The 18,290-nt window shown below is 70.5% G+C and carries 16 protein-coding genes; 6 read left to right on the top strand and 10 right to left on the bottom strand.

Annotated features, from left to right (window positions below):
* Positions 1 to 20 precede the first annotated feature (20 nt).
* A complete protein-coding gene (locus tag IW248_RS03155; RefSeq protein WP_196925565.1) occupies positions 21 to 1,868 on the top strand; it encodes a thiamine pyrophosphate-requiring protein in 1,848 nt (615 codons plus the stop codon).
* 575 nt (positions 1,869 to 2,443) lie between these two features.
* On the opposite strand, the gene IW248_RS03150 is transcribed toward IW248_RS03155, so the two are convergent.
* Positions 2,444 to 3,109, bottom strand: coding sequence for a response regulator (locus tag IW248_RS03150; protein ID WP_196925564.1), 666 nt, complete (start codon positions 3,107 to 3,109; stop codon positions 2,444 to 2,446).
* On the bottom strand, positions 3,106 to 4,404 hold the full coding sequence (locus tag IW248_RS33610) for a sensor histidine kinase (RefSeq protein WP_196925563.1): 1,299 nt from the start codon (positions 4,402 to 4,404) through the stop codon (positions 3,106 to 3,108). The genes IW248_RS03150 and IW248_RS33610 overlap by 4 nt, the downstream gene beginning before the upstream one ends.
* Positions 4,405 to 4,546: 142 nt before the next feature.
* Here IW248_RS33610 and IW248_RS03140 point away from each other — a divergent pair, with 142 nt between their 5' ends.
* Both IW248_RS03140 and IW248_RS33385 read left to right on the top strand, forming a co-directional pair.
* Positions 4,547 to 5,773 (top strand): serine hydrolase domain-containing protein, encoded by a 1,227-nt coding sequence (locus IW248_RS03140; RefSeq protein WP_196925562.1) that lies wholly within the window; start codon positions 4,547 to 4,549, stop codon positions 5,771 to 5,773.
* Positions 5,774 to 5,949: 176 nt separating this feature from the next.
* Positions 5,950 to 6,078, top strand: a complete 129-nt coding sequence (locus tag IW248_RS33385; RefSeq protein ID WP_269155052.1) for a hypothetical protein — start codon at positions 5,950 to 5,952, stop codon at positions 6,076 to 6,078.
* Between the two features lie 103 nt (positions 6,079 to 6,181).
* Here the strand turns inward: IW248_RS33385 and IW248_RS03135 are convergent, their stop codons facing one another.
* The 3 genes from IW248_RS03135 to IW248_RS03125 are packed head-to-tail and all read right to left on the bottom strand — an operon-like array spanning position 6,182 to position 9,107.
* Positions 6,182 to 7,207: a hypothetical protein gene (locus tag IW248_RS03135; protein ID WP_196925561.1), complete on the bottom strand. Its 1,026-nt coding sequence runs from the start codon at positions 7,205 to 7,207 to the stop codon at positions 6,182 to 6,184.
* A gap of 26 nt (positions 7,208 to 7,233) precedes the next feature.
* The gene (locus IW248_RS03130) at positions 7,234 to 8,223 is read right to left on the bottom strand and encodes an ABC-2 membrane transporter-related protein (protein WP_196925560.1); all 990 of its coding nucleotides are present in this window, start codon (positions 8,221 to 8,223) and stop codon (positions 7,234 to 7,236) included.
* A complete protein-coding gene (locus IW248_RS03125) occupies positions 8,220 to 9,107 on the bottom strand; it encodes an ABC transporter ATP-binding protein (protein ID WP_196925559.1) in 888 nt (295 codons plus the stop codon). Before IW248_RS03125 ends, IW248_RS03130 begins: the two co-directional genes overlap by 4 nt.
* Positions 9,108 to 9,228: 121 nt before the next feature.
* Between IW248_RS03125 and IW248_RS03120 the strand changes: the two genes are divergently transcribed.
* On the top strand, positions 9,229 to 9,891 hold the full coding sequence (locus IW248_RS03120; protein ID WP_196925558.1) for a response regulator transcription factor: 663 nt from the start codon (positions 9,229 to 9,231) through the stop codon (positions 9,889 to 9,891).
* Positions 9,891 to 10,979: a sensor histidine kinase gene (locus IW248_RS03115; protein ID WP_231396156.1), complete on the top strand. Its 1,089-nt coding sequence runs from the start codon at positions 9,891 to 9,893 to the stop codon at positions 10,977 to 10,979. The genes IW248_RS03120 and IW248_RS03115 overlap by 1 nt, the downstream gene beginning before the upstream one ends.
* A gap of 125 nt (positions 10,980 to 11,104) precedes the next feature.
* Here the strand turns inward: IW248_RS03115 and IW248_RS03110 are convergent, their stop codons facing one another.
* From IW248_RS03110 to IW248_RS03095, 4 genes are all read right to left on the bottom strand, one after another.
* Positions 11,105 to 13,309, bottom strand: a complete 2,205-nt coding sequence (locus IW248_RS03110; RefSeq protein ID WP_231396155.1) for a transglycosylase domain-containing protein — start codon at positions 13,307 to 13,309, stop codon at positions 11,105 to 11,107.
* Between the two features lie 168 nt (positions 13,310 to 13,477).
* Complete coding sequence (locus IW248_RS03105) at positions 13,478 to 14,245, bottom strand: hypothetical protein (RefSeq protein WP_196925556.1); 768 nt, start codon at positions 14,243 to 14,245, stop codon at positions 13,478 to 13,480.
* 133 nt (positions 14,246 to 14,378) lie between these two features.
* The gene (locus tag IW248_RS03100; RefSeq protein WP_196925555.1) at positions 14,379 to 15,485 is read right to left on the bottom strand and encodes an SPFH domain-containing protein; all 1,107 of its coding nucleotides are present in this window, start codon (positions 15,483 to 15,485) and stop codon (positions 14,379 to 14,381) included.
* 5 nt (positions 15,486 to 15,490) lie between these two features.
* Entirely contained in the window at positions 15,491 to 15,964 is a 474-nt protein-coding gene (locus IW248_RS03095; protein ID WP_196925554.1) for an NfeD family protein, read from the bottom strand.
* A 121-nt stretch (positions 15,965 to 16,085) separates the two neighbouring features.
* Between IW248_RS03095 and IW248_RS03090 the strand changes: the two genes are divergently transcribed.
* Positions 16,086 to 17,384, top strand: a complete 1,299-nt coding sequence (locus IW248_RS03090) for a serine hydrolase domain-containing protein (protein ID WP_196925553.1) — start codon at positions 16,086 to 16,088, stop codon at positions 17,382 to 17,384.
* A 33-nt stretch (positions 17,385 to 17,417) separates the two neighbouring features.
* Here the strand turns inward: IW248_RS03090 and IW248_RS03085 are convergent, their stop codons facing one another.
* On the bottom strand, positions 17,418 to 18,230 hold the full coding sequence (locus IW248_RS03085; RefSeq protein WP_196925552.1) for a DUF3097 domain-containing protein: 813 nt from the start codon (positions 18,228 to 18,230) through the stop codon (positions 17,418 to 17,420).
* Between the last annotated feature and the right edge of the window lie 60 nt (positions 18,231 to 18,290).

Below are 18,290 nucleotides of genomic sequence, written 5' to 3'. Positions count from 1 at the left end.
CGACGGGAAGGACCAGCCAGGTGAGCGCAGACGACACCACGCCGGGCGAAGCGGGCACTCTGCCCCGTCGTCCGACCGTCGCGGACCACATCGTGTCGCGACTGTTCAGCTGGGGCGTACACCGCTACTTCGGCTATCCCGGTGACGGCATCAACGGCCTCACCTCCGCGCTGCAACGCACCAACGGGCGGGCCCAGTTCATCCAGGTCCGCCACGAGGAGACCGCCGGCTTCGCCGCCTCCGCGCACGTCAAGTACGGCGGCGGGCCGCTGGGCTGCGCGCTGGTCACCAGCGGGCCGGGCGCCATCCACCTGCTCAACGGCCTGTACGACGCCAAGCTCGACCACCAACCCGTGATCGCCCTGGTCGGGCACACCGCGACCACCGCCGAGGGCGGCGGCTATTACCAGGAGGTCGACCTGCTCGCCCTCTACAAGGACGTGGCCGCGGCGTTCCTGGCCCAGCTCGACAACCCGGCGCAGGTACGCCACCTGGTCGACCGGGCATGCCGGACGGCGCTGGCCCGGCGTACCGTCACCGCACTGATCCTGCCCCTGGACATCCAGGACGAGCCGGCCGTGCCGAACCCGCCGCACGCGCACGGCTACTACCAGACCAGCAACGCGCCGAGCAGCACGCCGACGGTGCCGCCGGAGGCCGACGTGCGCCGGGCGGCCGAGGTGCTGCGCGGCGGGCAGCGGGTGGCCATGCTGGTCGGCCAGGGCGCCCTCGGCGCGCGCGACGAGGTCCGCGAGATCGCCGATCGGCTCGGGGCCGGCGTGGCCACCGCGCTGCTCGGCTTCACCGCCGTCGACCACCGCGAACCGTGGGTGACCGGCGCGATCGGGCTGCTCGGCACCCGACCCAGTTGGCAGCTGATGAGCGGCTGCGACCGGCTGCTGATCGTGGGCAGCAACATGCCGTACTCGGAGTTCTACCCGACGCCCGGGCAGGCCCGCGCGGTGCAGATCGACCTGGACGGCACCCAGCTCGGGCTGCGGTACCCGACCGAGGTGAACCTGACCGGCGACGCCCGCCCCACGCTGCGGGCACTGCTGAACGAGCTGGGCCCCGGCCCCGGGCCGACCGCCTGGCGGGCGGAGGTCACCGAGGCCACCTCGGCGTGGCGCCGCGTGCAACGCGACCTGGCCGAGCAGACCGCCGACCCGGTCAACCCCCAGTTGCTCTTCCACACCCTGAACGAACGACTGCCCGACGACGTGCTGATCGCCGTCGACTGCGGCACCGCCACCGCCTGGTACGCCCGACACATCCAGGTACGCCCCGGGATGCTGGCCAGCCTGTCCGGCACGCTGCTGTCCATGGGTGGCGCCATGCCGTACGCGCTGAGCGCCAAGTTCGCCCACCCGGACCGGCCGCTGGTCGCACTGATCGGCGACGGCGCCATGCAGATGAACGGCGTCAACGAGCTGATCACCGTGGCGAAGTACTGGCGCAGCTGGGCCGACCCGCGCTTCGTGGTGCTGGTGCTCAACAACCGGGATCTGGCGTTCGTCAGCTGGGAACAACGTTCCAGCGAGGGAACGCCGATGTTCCCCGACAGCCAGCAGTTGCCGGACATCGCGTACCACAAGTGGGCGGAGGTGCTCGGGCTGCACGGCGAGTTGATCGACTCGCCGGATCAGGTGCGGGACGTCTGGGACCGGGCGCTCACCGCCGACCGGCCGGTGGTGATCAACGCCCTGGTCGACCCGGCCGAGCTGATGCTGCCACCGCACTTCACCGCCGAGCAGGCCCGCAAGACCGCCGCGGCGGTGCTGCGCGGCGACACCGACTGGGCCGGGATCATCCGCCGCGGCCTCCCCGCCACAGTGGCCAGCTACCGCCCCCGCCGCCGAGACCGCTAGGTTCTGTCTCGTAGATCTTGGTGGTCGGGGACGGCGCGTAGCCGGTCAAGGGTTTCGACCAGGTCAAGGGTGGCCTGGAGGTGAGAGCCGAGCTTGTCGTAACGGGTGGCGAGGTCGCGCCAGTGTTGCGTCGGTTGAAGCCGCGCTCGACCTGGTTGCGGCGCTTATCGGCGGCGGGATCGAAGGTCGGCGGTCGGCCGCTACGTCGTCCTCGCCGCTTCCCGTTGGCAATCTGATCGTTGGGCCCGGGGATGACGGTGGTGATGCAGCCGACTGGACCGCCTACCTCAACAGCCGCTTGATTCTGACGGCCATAGGCGGCCCCACCTCATGGTCACAATCTCAAGCGCGGCGTCACTCAGGGTAGTTGATAGACGCCGAGCGCCACCTCGGTCACCTGCCCGCTTCTGCCGAATACAGTGCACCTGATCTTGCGGGTGGCTGCCGCTTGCTGCTCGCGCGCGCGCGTTGTGAAAGTCCATCCGGCTGGAGCCCACGGGCCTGGGCTGGACGGCTATTCGGCGCGGATCGCCTCGGCGAGCTGGTCGAACGTGCGCTCCAGGACCGCTGGCCGCTCAATGGTCGGCGGCTCCCGCGCGGACGACGCCGGATTCGTACGCGTACACCACGGCCTGGACCCGGTCGCGCAGGTTGAGCTTGGCCAGCACGCGACTGACATGGGTCTTCACGGTGCCCTCGGACAGGTGGAGCCGGTCGGCGATCTCGACGTTGGACAGGCCCCGGGCGACGCGCGTGAGCACCTCGCGTTCCCGCTCGGTCAGCACACCGGGGTCGGTGACGGCGGCCTGCGGTGCTCCCGCCGGTACGTATCGTTCGAGCAGCCGGCGGGTCGCGCTGGGCGCCACTACCGCGTCGCCGGTGGCCACGACGCGGATCGCGGAGAGCAGGTCGGCGGCGAGGGTGTCCTTGAGGAGGAAGCCGCTGGCGCCGGCCCGCAGCGCGGCGTAGACGTACTCGTCGAGGTCGAAGGTGGTCAGGATCAGGACCCGGGTCGGGCCCGCCCCGCCGGCCCGGATCAGGCGGGTGGCCTCGACCCCGTCGACGGATGGCATCCGGACGTCCATCAGCACGACGTCCGGCCGCAACTCGCGAGCCATGGCGGCGGCCTGCTCCCCGTCGGCGGCCTCGCCGACCACCGCCATGTCGGGCGCCTGCGTCAGGATCAGCCGGAATCCGGTACGGACCAGTGCCTGGTCGTCGGCGAGCAGCACTCGGATCATGCTCGCCTGTTTCCGATCGGCAGGTTGGCCCACACCTGGAACCCGCCGTCGGGCCGGGGGCCGGCGGTGAACCGTCCCCCCAAGAGGTGGACCCGTTCCCGCATGCCGGACAGGCCGTTGCCGTCGGCCACCACCACGCCACCTCCTTTGCCGCCGCCATCGGCCCCGCCTCCGACGGTACCGTTGCGGATCTCGATGTCGAGCTCGGTCTCCCGGTAGCACAGAACGATGTCAGCGGACGAACCCGCGCCGGCGTGCTTCATCACGTTGGTCAGCGCTTCCTGCACGATGCGGTACGCCGACAGGTCCAGCGGCGCGGGCAGCGGCGCGGCCACGCCATCGATGCGCAGCCGTACCCCGGTGCCGGCACGGCGTACCTGGTCGACCAGGGTGGGCAGCTGCGCCAGTCCGGGTGGCGGGTGCCACGCGTCCTCGCCCTCGCCCAGTGCGTCGAGGACCCGGCGCATGTCGGTGAGGGACGCGCGGCCGGTGCGCACGATCGCATCGAGCGCGACCCGGGTCTCAGCCGGCTGGTCGTCCAGGGCCGCCGCGCCGCCCTGCGCCTGGATCACGATGAGGGACAGGCCGTGCGCGACGACGTCGTGCAGCTCCCGGCTGATCCGGTCGCGCTCGGCGGCCATGGCGAGGGCGGCCCGCTGGTCCTGTTCGCGCTGCAGGTCCCGTGCCCGGGCGGCGAGCTGGTCGAGGTAGGCGCGGCGGCTGCGGCTGCCGGAGCCGATCGCCCACGCCGCGACCAGCGCGCCGCCCAGCACGGCCGGGCCACTCCACCGGGCCGTCCCGCCGGTGTTGTCGCCGGCGATCAACTCGGTACGTTCGAACGCCGGGCCCGCGCCCTGTTCGACGTTGTTGACCTGGAAGGCCATCGATGGAATGCCCGGTGCCGACCGTCCGCGCAGGGCGAAGTATCCGTTCCAGCAGAGCAGGACCAGCAGGACGCCGGCGAGCGTGGCCAGGGACGTCGCCGGCGATCGGCGGGCGGCGACCGTGTACACGAGGATCAGCACGGCGGCGTCGGACCCGCCGATGAGCGAGCCCTGCGCCACGTGTGCCGCGACGCATACCGTGCTGACCACCAGCATCGCGAGCGGCCAGCGGTTGCGCAGCCCCACCGCGATCACGGCGACGCCGGTCGCGATCCACCAGAGCACCACGGCGCGCTGGTGCGGGGGGCCCAGCAGCGCGACCGCGGCGAGCAGGCCGGCCGCGAGCGAGGCGTCGCGTAGCGCCGCCCGACCGGCCAACCGGCGTGCCGCGGTGAGGACCTGTCCTGCCACCGGGCAAGCCTACGGTCCGCCGCCGGGCCGCCGCGTCTGTCGTACGACGGACCCCGGCGTGGCGCACATCCCTCGCGCGACAGAACGCGATGACGACTCCGGCCGGATGCGGGTAGCGCAGCCGGGACCGGAGGCTGGTGGCATGACCACACTGCGACCCTCTCGACGCTCCGTGCTGGGCCTGCTCGGAGCAGTGCCGCTGGCCACCGGCGGGCTGCTGGCGGTACCCGCCTCCGCCCACGCCGGTGCCGAGTCCGACCACCGCGGGTCCGATCCCGTGCCGGCGGACCTGCGGCCCGGCGGAGCGCTGGATCAGCTCATCGCCCAGTCCGCCGCCACCGACCGGTACTCCGGCACGTTGTTGTTGCTGCACAACGGTCGCCCGGTGCTGTCGCGCACGTACGGCATGGCCGACAAGGAGCAGTCCATCCCCAACCGGCCGGACACCATCTTCGCGCTCGGCTCGATCACCAAGATCTTCACCGGTATCGCGATCGGCCAGCTCGTACAGCAGGGCAAGGTCGCCTACCACGAGAAGCTGAGCGCCTACCTGACCGGCTTCCCTGCGGCAATCGGCGACACGGTGACCGTGCATCAACTGCTGACGCACACCTCGGGCCTGGCGGACGTGGCACGCGATAGCGGCGACGTCCTCAGGTCCTGGACCAGCGAGGCAGAGGTGACCCGCGAGCTGTTGAAGCTCGTCCAGGCGGCACCGTTGCTGTTTCCGCCCGGCACCGGCTACACATACAGCAACAACGGCTACATCACCCTGGCCTACATCGTCGCCGCCGTCTCCGGCCAGAGCTTCTACGACTACGTCCGCAAGCACATCTTCCGGCCGGCCGGGATGATCAGCTCCGACTTCTACAACCGCGATCAGTGGGACACCAACCGCCGCATCGCCCACCCGTACGCCCCGCCGCCGTCCGGCGGCGCGCGCGTCGACAACCACCTGCTCGACACGTACATCGGCCACGGGGCCAGCGGCGCCTTCTCCACAACCCCCGACCTGACCGCGTTCGTCACCGCGCTGACCGGCGGCAAGTTGCTCGACACCGCGTACACCTGGCTGGCGACCACCCCCAAGTTCCCGGCGCCGCCGCTGCCGCCCAAGCCCGGCCTACCCGCGCAGTCCCTGTTCGAGTGCTACGGCCTCAGCGCGGTTCTGGTCAACGACCACTGGGGCCTCGGCCACAAGGGCGGCACCACCATGGGCATCTCGACCGCCCTGGAGTGGTACCCCGCCAACGGGTACGTCTACGTGAACCTCTGCAACTACGAGGCCGGCAGCACCACACCCATCGACACCCAGGCTCGACTGCTGATCACCGGGGCCGGAGAACACCGGCCCCATCCCCGTCACTAGGGCGACTTCTCTGGCCAGCCAGCCAAGAGCTGTGGCCCCGGCGCAGAACCGAGGCCACAGCGGAAGTTCTATGCCAGCCGACGAGCACCCCGATGGCCCGCAGCCGGAGGGACCGATCCTCGATCGGTTGCTCCAGCTCCGCGGTAGCTCGACGGTTCTCCACAATTGCCCACCGGATGCTCAAGGTCATCTCGAGCGACGTAGTCACCGACCTCGCCTCCGTCCACCCGGCCGTGCTCGACCTGCTCGGTGCCATCCGCACCTTCATCGACGCCTACAACCAGCGCTGCGAACCGTTCCTCTGAACCAAGACCGCCGACCAGATCCTCACCGAAACCCACCGTCGAAAGAACTCCGACACACGACACTGGGCAACGCGTCGGAGTCCCATCTCCTCGCCCCGGCGTGTCAGGTCCCGAATTCCAATGCGCCTGACTCGAGTTCGCGTCGGAAGAACGTTTCTGGGTGCATGAGGCCGCCGGGGGGATCCGCTACGGCGGTGGCTCGTCGCCGGAGTTCCGTGATGTACTTCGTGTCCAGGACGGTGGAGGCGGCGATCTGTTGCCGCAGGATGAGGGCTCGGGGGCCGGTGTAGAGGTAGGCGTCTGCGCCGGGGTAGCCGTTGGCCGCGGGCGGCTGCCCGGGCCGGGACTCGAAGTAGGACGCGTCGAGTTGGCCCAGCCAGGTTCCTGCGAACGGGACGACCGACGGCACCGGCCAGCCGGCCATCCGCTTTTCCAGCTTCTTGTTGTCCTTCTGGAAGCCGAAGTGCGGGGCGACGGTGTACGTGACGCCAGGGAACTCTTGCTCGTACATCGCGACCGCGCTGCCGGCGCCGTGCAGCAGGTGGCTGATCCCGAAGAGCATAAGTGCCTTGCGGTCTTTGGAGAGCACCTCACTTTTCATCAGCGCGGCGATGGTGCGGTCCCGTTCCTCGAAGGGCGCGAGGCCTTCAGGGCTGGTCACCTTGCTCCAGTCGATGGGCGGATCACAGGCCACCACGCGCAGTTTCTCCGCCGGCAGCAAACCCCTGTTGACCTCGCGCACGAGCGGGAAGAGCCGCTCGTAGAAGACCGAGAAGCCGCAGCTCGGCTGGGTGGTGTTGCGCCACACCTGGCGTACGTCGCCCAGCGGCACGTCCTCGCCCGCGATGTAGCGGTCCAGAAGTGGCTGGTAGAGCGAATTACCGCACTCGACGGCGATGACGTCGGCCTTGCTCGGGAAAGCGGGATTGCGGATCAGGTCGAGGAAGATGTCGTTCGGACTGGCTCCGGCCACGACGTCGTAGCGGTCGAACGCGGCGAGGATGGCCTCCTGGGCATCCTGGGGGCGGGCGCCGGAGGCGGCGCCCGGTGATGACTCGGACGGCATGGCGGCCAGCAGGGCGGCACCGGCCGCCAGGGCCACGGCGGCGATGTAGGTGAGCTTGCGCATGAGGCCTCCTATGGACGGCTTCGTGGTCACGCGAGGCGGCGGACGCGGCGGACTGCGAGGTAGAGCAGCAGGGCGGCGACGGCGACGAAGATGCCGGTCTCGATGCCCTGGAACAGCCAGAACCGGGTTCCGGGTTGGTAGAGCTGCCAGTTGTAGGCGCCCGAGGTGATGCCGAGGTCGGCGCCGCACGCGCCTCCCGGTCCGGCAGCCTCGGGGGCGCAGGCGATCTGCGCGTTGGCCGTGACCATCTTGCCGGAGGCGTCGCGGATACCGTAGGACAGGATCCAGTCGCCGGCGGCCGGGTTGGTCTGCTCGACGGCGTCCTGGAGGGGGAATGTCACCACGCGGGCGGGCAGGTAGTGCGGCCGGGCGAGTGTCGTCAGGACGATGCGCAACCCGAGGAACCCGAAGAGCGTGGCGGACATCGCCGGCAGCACCTTGGGCCAGATGGTGCCGGCGAAGATGCCGAGCGCGACCGCGAAGATCGTGTAGCCGATCGGGGCAGTGCCCTGCATGTCGAAGAAGAAGACGTTGAAGCGGCCGTGCTGCCCGGCCTGACTCATCGGGGTCAGCCACCACGAGACGCCCAACCCATAGACCACCGAGGCGACGAGCGCGACCGCGCCGGCGACCCCGAACTTGACCAGGGCCCAGTGTCCTCGGCTGACGCCCTGGGTCCAGACCACGCGGTGGGTGCTCTGCTCGATCTCGCGGGCGACAAGCGGCGCACCCCAGAACAGCCCGACCAGCAGCGGCAGGACGAGGAAGAGCACACCGATCATGGTCATCACGCCGTACTGGCCGTTGAACTGGACGGACGCCTTGCCGCAGGTGTCGGCGTCGGCCGGGATCATCGAGGCGGTACCCAGCGCGCTGACGCAGTCGTCCAGGCCCAGGTCGGCAAAGGTGTGCCGCATGGCCAGACCGGTGGGGACCATGAACACGGCGAGCAACGCGAGGCCGATCGCGGTGAACAGTGCCTGCTTGCGGTGTTGCCGCCAGGCGAGCCAAATCATGCCGGCACCTCCCATTCGGTGTTCGGCTGAGAGGTGCCATCGCCGAGGTAGGCGAGGATGAGGTCCTCCAAAGTGACGTCGTACGCCTCCCATGCCGAATCGCGCAGCGTTGCGTTCGTGCGGACCAGCAGCGTGGACTGCCGGTCGGTGTGCTCGGCCCGTATCACCTGCGCGATCCCGGCGGGCAGCGGGCGGTCGTCTCGGGGGCCGACGAGCTGCCGATGTTCGGCGAGCAGGGCACTGACGTCGCCGGTGAGCTTCACCTTTGAGGCATGCAACACGATGAGGTGGTCGCAGGTGCGTTCGAGGTCCGCCAGGATGTGCGAGGACAGCAGCACCGTGGTGCCTGTCTCGGCGACGACGCCCATCAGCGTCTGGAGGAACTCGCGCCGGGCCAGCGGGTCGATGCTGGCGACCGGTTCGTCGAGCAGTAGCAGCCGTGGGCGCTTGGCCATCGCCAGGGCGAGGGCAACCTGGGCCCGCTGACCGCCGGACAGCTTGCCGACCGGCTTGTCGCGCGGGATGCCGATCTGCGCCAGCCGGCGGTGCGCTAGTGCCGTATCGAAGCGCCGGTTCAGCTTGGCTCCCATGGTGAACAGCTCGTCCGCCGTGAAGTCCCGGTACAGCGGGGTGTCCTGGGCCACGAAGCCGACCTCGGACAGGACGGCGACGTTGTCGTACGGCATCCGGCCGAAGACCCGTACGGTGCCGGCGTCCGGCCGCAGCAGACCGACCGCCAAGTGCAACAGGGTGCTCTTGCCCGCTCCGTTGGGGCCGACCAGGGCGGCCACCCTCCCGGCCGGCAGGCGCAGCGAGCAGTCCTGCAACGCCCAGGCCTTGCCGTACCTCTTTCCGAGCTGTTCAGTTTCGAGAACGATATCCATCCGTAACCCTTCCGTCCTGCTCACGCGGTGTGCAGGTTTCAGTTCTACGCAGACGCCGGTGTCATCACGGTGCCGCCGGGTGACACCGTTCTGACACCCACGCAGTGGCAGGGTGGGGATCATGCGCGTACTGGTGGTCGAGGATTTCGAGGTGCTGGCCCGTACGGTGGGTGTCGGGTTGCGTCGTGAGGGCATGGCGGTAGACGTGGTCCTCGACGGCAACGCGGCCCTCGATCACCTGGCCGTGACCCGCTACGACGTGGTGGTGCTCGACCGCGACCTACCGGGCGTGCCGGGCGACGAGGTGTGCCGCCGGATCGTGGAAAAGCACTCGGCGACCCGGGTACTGATGCTTACTGCCGCCTCGACGGTGAAACAGCGGGTCGACGGCCTGGACCTCGGCGCCGACGACTACCTCGCCAAACCGTTCGACTTCGCGGAGCTGGTCGCGCGGGTGCGGGCGCTCGGCCGGCGGGCGGGTCCGGCCATGCCGCCCATCCTGGAGTACCGGGAACTCACGCTCGACCCGGGCCGGCGGGTCGCGACCCGCGAAGGACGCCGGCTGGAGCTGAGCCCGAAGGAATTCGCCGTCCTGGAATGCCTGCTCGCCGCAGACGGCCGGCTCGTATCGGCGGAGGATCTACTCGAACGGGTCTGGGACGAGGCGGCGGACCCGTTCACCACGGCGGTGAAGACCACCATCCGCCGCCTGCGGACCAAACTGGGCGACCCCGCCATCATCCACACCGTTCGCGAGGGCGGCTACCGGATCGGCGAACCGTGATGCGCGTCCGGATCCCCCGGCGGAGCCTGCATGCTCAGCTCACGCTGCTCTACGCCGTGCCCTTCCTGATCTCAGGCGTCGTGCTGCTCGCGATCCCGCTGCTCGGCAACAGGCAGGCCACCCCGGCGGGCCTGATCGCGGACCCGGCCGTCGTTACGAACGACGGCGGTCGCCTGGACCGACAGTTCACCACATCGGCGTGGGCCATAGCCGGCATGGTGGTGGTCTCCCTCCTGCTCGGCTGGTTCGTCGCCGGCCGGTTCTTGCGGCCGCTGCGCACCATCACCGCCACCGCCCGGGAGATCTCCGCCAGCGACCTGCACCGCCGGCTCGGCCGAACCGGACTCCACGACGAATTCACCGACCTGGCCGAGACGCTCGACGACCTGTTCCAGCGGCTGCAGGCCGCGTTCGAGTCGCAGCGGCACTTCGTCGCCAACGCCTCGCACGAACTGCGTACCCCGCTCACCGCCGAACGGACGGTGCTCCAGGTGGCGCTCGCCGACCCCGACGCCACCACCGAGACGCTACGGTCAGCGTGCCACGAGGTCCTCACGCTCAGCGACCAACAGGAACGCCTCATCGAGGCGCTGCTCACCCTGGCGCACGGCGAACAGGGCCTCCAACTGCGCACCCCACTCGACGTCGCCGACACCGCCGCCGAGGTAACCGCCGCCTGCCATCAGGACGCCGCAAGGCGGGGCATCCGGATACACACCTCCCTCGAACAGGCACCGGCAACCGGCGACCCCGACCTGATCGAGCGCCTGATTGTCAACCTGGTCGACAACGCCGTGAGGCACAACGCGCCGGGCGGGTGGGTCGAGATCAGCACGATGACCACCGCGACCGGCAGCGCCATCCGGGTCAGCAACTCCGGCCCGGTGGTGCCGCCCGGTGAACTCGACGCGCTGTTCCAGCCGTTCCGGCAGGTCGGCAACCGCCGGACCAGGCACCCAGACGGACACGGGCACGGACTCGGTCTGGCCATCGTCCGCACGATCGCCAAGGCGCACGGGGCGACCCTCGACGCCCGGACCCGGACCTCCGGTGGTCTCGACATCGAGATCAGGTTCTCGGATGAATGAGCTGCGGTCAGCCGGCACGCACCTGGTCGGTGCGAGCCGAGCAAGATCAGGTGGGCGCTCATCGGCATTACCCGGACACTGTCAAAGGGCGGGACGGGTCGGCGTGCGGGGGTGGGGGTGGATGGTCAGCCTCGGCGGTCGAGCCAGCGTTGGAGGGCCGAGCGGGGGTCGTCGTCGGTGGTGGGGTCCTGTCGACGGTTCGGGACCGTCGGGCGCTCCACCGGGCGGTGCGGGTCGCCGGCCAGCTCGTGGCTCGGTGCGGCGAACGCCTTCTCCGGCTGGCCCTTCACCGCGGTGGCGATGACCCGGGCGACCGCGTCGATCACCTTGGTCTGCACCGCCGACCCCACCGAGTCGGCCGGGTCGTCCGGGTTGGCGGCGATACCGGCGACCGCGACCTGCGGGGTGAAGCCGACGAACGTCTCTGTGGAGTTCTCCTCCGAGCTACCCGTCTTACCGGCGACCGGTCGGCCGTCGAGGATGTCGTTCACACCGGTGGCGGTGCCGCCGTTGCACTGCCCGAACGCCGACTGCTGGCCCACCGGGCAGCGCGCCGCGTCGGTGGCGGCGCGGGCGACGTCGGCGTCGAGAACCCGCTTACAGGAGGGCTGCCCGACCGGCACCTTCGTGCCGTCCGCGCCGGTCACCGAGACCACCGGCACCGGCGTGCAGTAGGTGCCCTCGGCGGCCACCGTGGCGTACGCGTTGGCCAGGTCCAACGGGGTGGTGGCCGCCACACCGAGGGTGAACGAACCCCAGTTCGCGGCGTTGTTCTTGGCAAAGGTGGCGTCCGAGTCGGCGCGGAACGTGATGCCGAGTCGCTGCGCCATCTGGACCACCTTGTCCTGGCCGACCTGCTCGGCCAGCCAGACGAAGTAGGTGTTCACCGAACGGCCGAAGCCGTCCCACATCATCCGGTAGCCGTCCATCCAGTCCGGGTTGGCGTTCGCCGGGCACCAGTGGCCGTCACAGCTGCCCGGCCCCTCGGCGGCGTACCGGGTGGGCAGCTTGGCGGGCGCGTCGAAACCGGTGGAGAGGGTACGGCCCGACTCGAGCGCGGCGAGCATGGTGAACAGCTTGAACGTCGAACCCGCCTGGTACCCGTCGACGCTGGCCCCGCCGGAGATCAACGGGTTGACGGTGTTCGGGTAGTTCGCCTGCCCGGCCGGGTTGTCGGCCAGGCTGTAGTGCCGGTTGACAGCCATCGCCAACACCCGCCCGGTGCCCGGCTGGACCGCCGCGATCGGCAGGGCGCGCTTGTTGTCGTAGGAGTAGACCTTGGTGGCCTGCTGCTGCGCGGTGGCCTGGATCTTCGGGTCCAGCGAGGTGACCACGGTGTAGCCCCCGGAGCGAAGCGCCTGCTCGCGCTCGGCGACGGTGGCCCCGAAGGCCGGCTGGGTCAGCCACCACTGGCGCAGGTAGTCGCAGAAGTAACCCCAGTCGTCGTGGCCCTGGGAGACGGCGGTGCAGCCGTTGGGCTGGGCGGTGGGGTGCAGGGCCAGCGGCTCGGCCTTGGCCTGGGCGGCCTGCGCGGCGGTGATCGCGTTGGTGGCGACCATCGAGTCCAGCACGTACGACCGGCGGACCAGCGCCTCGTCCTTGTCACCGCTGATCGGGCTGTACGCGTCCGGGGACTGCACCAGGCCGGCCAGCAGGGCCGACTCGGCGAGGGTCAGCTTGGCCGGGGGCTTGCCGAAGTACCGCTGGCTGGCCGCCGCGATCCCGTACGCGCCGGAGCCGAAGTAGGCGATGTTCAGGTACCGGTCGAGGATCTCGTCCTTGCCGAGGCTCTTGTCCAGCGCACTCGCGTACCGGATCTCCTGGATCTTGCGACCGACGGTGGGGTCGGTCGCCGCGGCCCGCTCCTCGGCGGTGCGGGTGGGGTCGGTCTTGAGCACGTTACGGACGTACTGCATGGTCAGCGTCGAGCCGCCCTGCTCGGTGCCACCGCCCTTGACGTTGGCCACCACCGCCCGGGCCAGGCCGCGCAGGTCCGCGCCACCGTGGTCGTAGAAGCGCCGGTCCTCGGCCGCCACGATCGCCTGCCGCATCACCGGGGCGACCTCCGACAGCGGGACGTCGGTGCGGTTCACGTCGTAGAACGTGGTGATCAGCGTCTTGCCGTCGTTGGCGTAGAGGTACGAACGCTGCGGCGTGGCCGGGGTCTTCAGCGACGCCGGCAACGCGGCGTACGACCCGAGCGCGGAGCGGGCGGTGAGCCCGAGCAGCAGGTTGCCCGGCAGCGCGGCGACGGCCAGGACAAGCCCGGCCAGCACGCCGGCGAGCAGCACGGTGAGCAGCCGCGACAGCGGCGAGCGGGGGGCGGCCATGCTCCCCAGGATTGCCACGAAAGCCGCCAGTCGACCACCCCCACCCGGCAATTGTCACCAACTTCACCCCTCCCCCCGCCCCGGTGATCATGGGGTTAGCGGGAGGTTTGATCACGGAATCGCCCGTCAACCTCATGATCATCGGAGCTGGGCGAGGGACGCGAGGGCTCAGGGGTTGGGGGTACTGAGGCTCGCGCTGGCGGCGTCTCTCGCGGTTTCGCGGGGCATCAGGCGGCCGGAGCGGTAGCCGATGCCGATGCCGGCGATCAGTACGAAGATCGCGCCGAACGTCTGCAACGAGCCGATCAGGGCACCACCGAGGCCGAGCAGCGGCGCGGCGATGATCAGCATGACGCCGTCGCCGAGGCTGAAGGTGCCCGAGCGGGCCACCGCCCACCCGGTGAGGAACCAGCCCGCGCTGTAGAACGTCGCCCCGAGCAGGACCAGCGACCGCGCGGTGGCGCCGAAGACCGGCGTCTGCTCCTCAAGCCCGGCGAACGGCAGCATGAGCACGGTGCCGGCGATGCTGACCAGCAGCCCGGCGGCGGCCACCCGGCGGCTGCGGGTCGCGGCCAGCAGCCCGGTGAGGGCCAGCAGCGCGAGCAGGCCGAGCCAGACCGCTGCCACCCAACCGATCAGGTACACCGCCCGGCCGTTGGCCGGATAGGGGTCGTTGCCCACCCCTCCGTCGCTGGCCATCGCCACCGCGCCGTAGAGGATGGCGTACGCGGGCAGCAGCCAGACCGCCGCCCGCGCGAACCGACGCACCGACCAGGCCCAACTGGCGTTCGTGGCGGGAGCGCCCGGGGTCGGCTCGCCGACGAAGGGCAGTACGCCGAACCCGCCACCGCTGCGCCGGGAGCCCAGCGGGGCGACCGGGTCGTGCGCGCCGGGCACCGGGGCCGAGGACCACATCCGATTCGCCGGATCCTTCATGCGTCACCTCGCTCGTCGTCGAGCGGTGCACCGACGCGCCGGGGCGCCCCGATTGCCTGGTCACCACCCGTCCTAGGACCGATCGTGGCAGGCGTCGGAGCGCCCCATGAGTCTTTCTCGTATTAAGGCGTGATCAGCCGCGTTCTCGCTGGTCGGCCGGGTCCTCCACGAGGCTGGTCGGCGACACCGGCTCCGGCGCGGGCAGCCCCTTCGGGCCCTTGCCGCCGGTGGCCTGCGCCTCGGCGACGCGTACCTCGTCGTGGATCTGCTGGGCGGCGTCCGCCGCGGCCTGCGCCGCCTCGGCGGCCTCGCGCTCGACCTGGCTCGCGTGTTCGGCCGCCTCCGGCGCGGGCAGATCCCCCACCATCTGGCTCAGCCCGCCGAGCGCGCCACCCATCCCCTCCAGGGCCTTGGTCAGCTCCGCCGGGATGATCCAGACCTTGTTGGCGCTGCCCTGGGCGATCTGCGGCAGAGCCTGCAGGTACTGGTAGGCGAGCACCTTCTGGCTCGGGTTGGCCTGGTGGATCGCGTCGAAGACCGTCCGGATCGCCTTCGCCTGACCCTCGGCCTGCAGGATCCGGGCCTGCCGGTCACCGTCGGCCCGCAGCACCGCCGACTGCTTGTCACCCTCTGCGGTGAGGATCACCGACTGCTTGTGCCCCTCGGCGGTCAGGATCGCCGCGCGACGGTCCCGCTCGGCGCGCATCTGCTTCTCCATCGAGTCGCGGATGCTGGCCGGCGGCTCGATCGCCTTGATCTCGACCCGCGTCACCTTGATGCCCCAGCGGCCGGTGGTCTCGTCCAGCACACCCGAGAGGTGCCGGTTGATCTCGTCGCGGCTGGTCAGCGCCCGCTCCAGATCGAGCGAGCCGATCACGTTACGCAACGTGGTGACGGTCAGCTGCTCGATGGCCTGGAGGAAGCTGGAGATCTCGTAGGTCGCCCGGACCGAGTCGACCACCTTGAAGTAGAGAACCGTGTCGATCGAGACCACCAGGTTGTCCGAGGTGATCACCGGCTGCGGCGGGAAGCTGACCACCTGCTCCCGCATGTCGACCTTGGTACGGACCGCGTCGACGAACGGCACCAGCAGGTTGAGGCCGGGGCTGAGGGTGCGCTTGTACTTGCCGAGCCGTTCCACCACGTCCTGGCGTTGCTGCGGCACGATCCGCACCGCCTTGGCCAGCGTTATCACGGCGATCAACGCCACCGCGATCACCACCACCCCGATTAAGGTCATCCCGTTCACCCTCTCGATTCCGGCAGCTCGCCGGCGGAAGAAACATCGTCCTGCCACACCAGGGCTGTCGCGCCCCGGACCTTTATCACCCGAACCCGTTGACCGGGGTCGTAAACCTGCGTCGTGTCGTAGGAGCGGGCGGTCCACAACTCGCCGTCGATCTTGACGAGACCGTGCTCGGCGTCCACCCGTTCCAGCACCAGCGCCGTGGAGCCCTCGATCGCCTCCACACCGAACGGCTGCTCGCCGCTCTCCAGCGCGGAGCGGCTGTGCCGCCGGATGACCGGTCGCACCACCACCAGGCTCAACGCCGACACCACAGCGAAGACCAGCGCCTGCACGGCGACCGGCGCGCCCAGGGCGGCCGCACCGGCGGCGGCGAACGCCCCGGCACCGAACATGATCAGAAATAGCGTCGTCGTGAAAATCTCCGCGACGGCCAGCAGCACACCCAAAACGATCCACACCACGGCGTCCACACCCCGATCGTGACACGCAAATGCACGCGCGGCCTCCCCACGAAGATCAGTAAGCTCGGCGAGACCCCTTCCGACCCCCCAAAACACCATGAATCGGCGGCCCGACCCCGAGGAGATCCCGTTGACCCTGCTACCCGAGACCGTCCGACAGATCGACACCCGGGTCGCCCAGGCGCAGGCCGACGGTCACGCCCCGTCGCTGGTGCTGGGCGTGGTCCGCGACGGCACGCTGGCGCACCTGGCCGTCGCCGGCGAACACCCCCGCCCGGATGTCGACCTGCAGTACCGGTTGGGCTCGATCAGCAAGACGATGACCGCCACCCTGATCATGCAGTTGCGCGACGCCGGCCGACTGGCCCTCGACGACCAGTTGGAGCAGCACCTGCCGGGCACCGGAGTGGGCGCGCTCACAGTGCGCCAACTGCTCAGCCACGCCAGCGGCATCCAACGCGAACCCGAGGGCGACTGGTGGGAACGGGCGGCGGGCGTCGATCTGACCACCCTGCTCACCACCGTCGACGCCGACAAGATCGCTTACCCGCCGCACCGCACGTACCACTACTCCAACCTGGCGTACGGGCTGCTCGGCGGCCTGCTCGAACGGCTCACCGGGACACCCTGGGCCGACCTGCTCGACGAACGGATCCTCACCCCGCTGGGTCTGCGCCGCACCACCTACGCGGCCACCGAGCCGTACGCCCCCGGCTACGTCGTCCACCCCTGGCACGGGACCCTGCGCGAGGAACCCCGTACCGAAACCGGCGCCATGGCCCCCGCCGGGCAGCTCTGGTCGACGATCGAGGACCTGGGTCGTTGGGCCGCGTTCCTGGCCGACCCCGACCCGTCGGTGCTGGCCGCCGAGACCCTGACCGAGATGTGCTCCCCCGTGGTAATCAGCGACGAATCCTGGACCGGCGGGCACGGCCTGGGGCTGGAGCTCTACCGGGACGGCGAGCGCGTGTACGTCGGGCACGGCGGCTCGATGCCCGGGTACGTGGCCGCTCTCGTGGTGCACCGGCCCACCCGTACCGCAGTGGTCGGCTTCGCCAACTCGTACGGGTTCCCGATCACCGGGCTCGGCCGCCGGCTGCTGACCACAGTGCTGGACGCCGAGCCGGCGCTCCCACGGCCGTGGCGGCCGGCCACCGCCGCGCCGGCTACCGAGGTGGCCGAGCTGATCGGTCGCTGGTGGTGGATGGGCGTTCCGCTGGACTTGCGCTGGGACGCGGGTGAGCTGGTGGCCCATGTCCGCGGTGAGAGGGTCAGCCGGTTCGCCGCCGAGGGGACGGACCGCTGGCGGGGACGTTCCGGCCCGGAGAACGGTGAGGTCCTGTCGGTGCTGCGCGACGACAGCGGACGGGCGGTGGCGGTCGACATCGCCACGTTCGTCTTCACCCGCAGCCCGGACGAGGTTCCCTGAACCGCCGCCGGGCGGATCTGACGGACCAGGCGGTCAGGCTGGCTCGGTGACGAAGTCGATGAGGCGTTCCATGGCGTTGATCAGCGGTGTCTCCACCTCGGCGAAGCTGTTCACCCGGGACAGGATGTGCCGCCACATGTCGGCCGGCTCGGCCACCCCGAGGGCCGCGCAGACCCCCTCCTTCCACGGCCGCCCCGGCGGCACCACCGGCCAGGCCGCGATGCCCAACGCCGACGGCTTGACCGCCTGCCACACGTCCACGTAGGGGTGCCCGGTCACCAACACGTGCGGCGAGTTCACGCGGGCGACGATCCGGCTCTCCTTGCTGCCCGGCACCAGGTGGTCGACGAGCACTCCGAGTCGTCGGGTCGGGCCGGGGCCGAAGTCGCGTACCTCGGCGTCGAGAGCGTCGATGCCGTCCAACGGCTCGACCACCACGCCCTCGATCCGTAGGTCGTCGCCCCAGATCCGCTCGACCAGCGCGGCGTCGTGGATGCCCTCCACCCAGATTCGGCTGGCCTTCGCCACCTGGGCCCGGACGTTGTCCACGGCGACCGAGCCGGAGGCGGTCCGCCGGCGGGCCGCCGGCACCGACGCGCGGGTCGGTCGGCGCAGCGTCACCGGGAGGCCGTCGAGCAGGAACGCCGCCGGCAGCAGCGGGAAGTTGCGCCGTTTACCGTGCCGGTCCTCCAACACCACAGCGCCGGCCTCGAAGCCCACCACCGCTCCGCAGAACCCGGAGTCGGCGTCCTCGACCACGAGATCCGCTTCGGCGTCCACCTCGGGGGTGACCTTGCGCCGCCGCCAGTCGCCCGCCAACACGTCCTCGCCGTATCGCCCCGCCATGTCGATCACGCTAACCCCGGCCGCCGCCCACCCCACCTCCGACACACCGCCCCGTGCTCG

This window comes from Micromonospora ureilytica (assembly GCF_015751765.1).
GTDB classification, from domain to species: Bacteria; Actinomycetota; Actinomycetes; order Mycobacteriales; family Micromonosporaceae; genus Micromonospora; species Micromonospora ureilytica.
The sequence above is the reverse complement of the archived record's forward strand: the minus strand, read 5'-3'. Positions and strand labels throughout refer to the sequence as shown.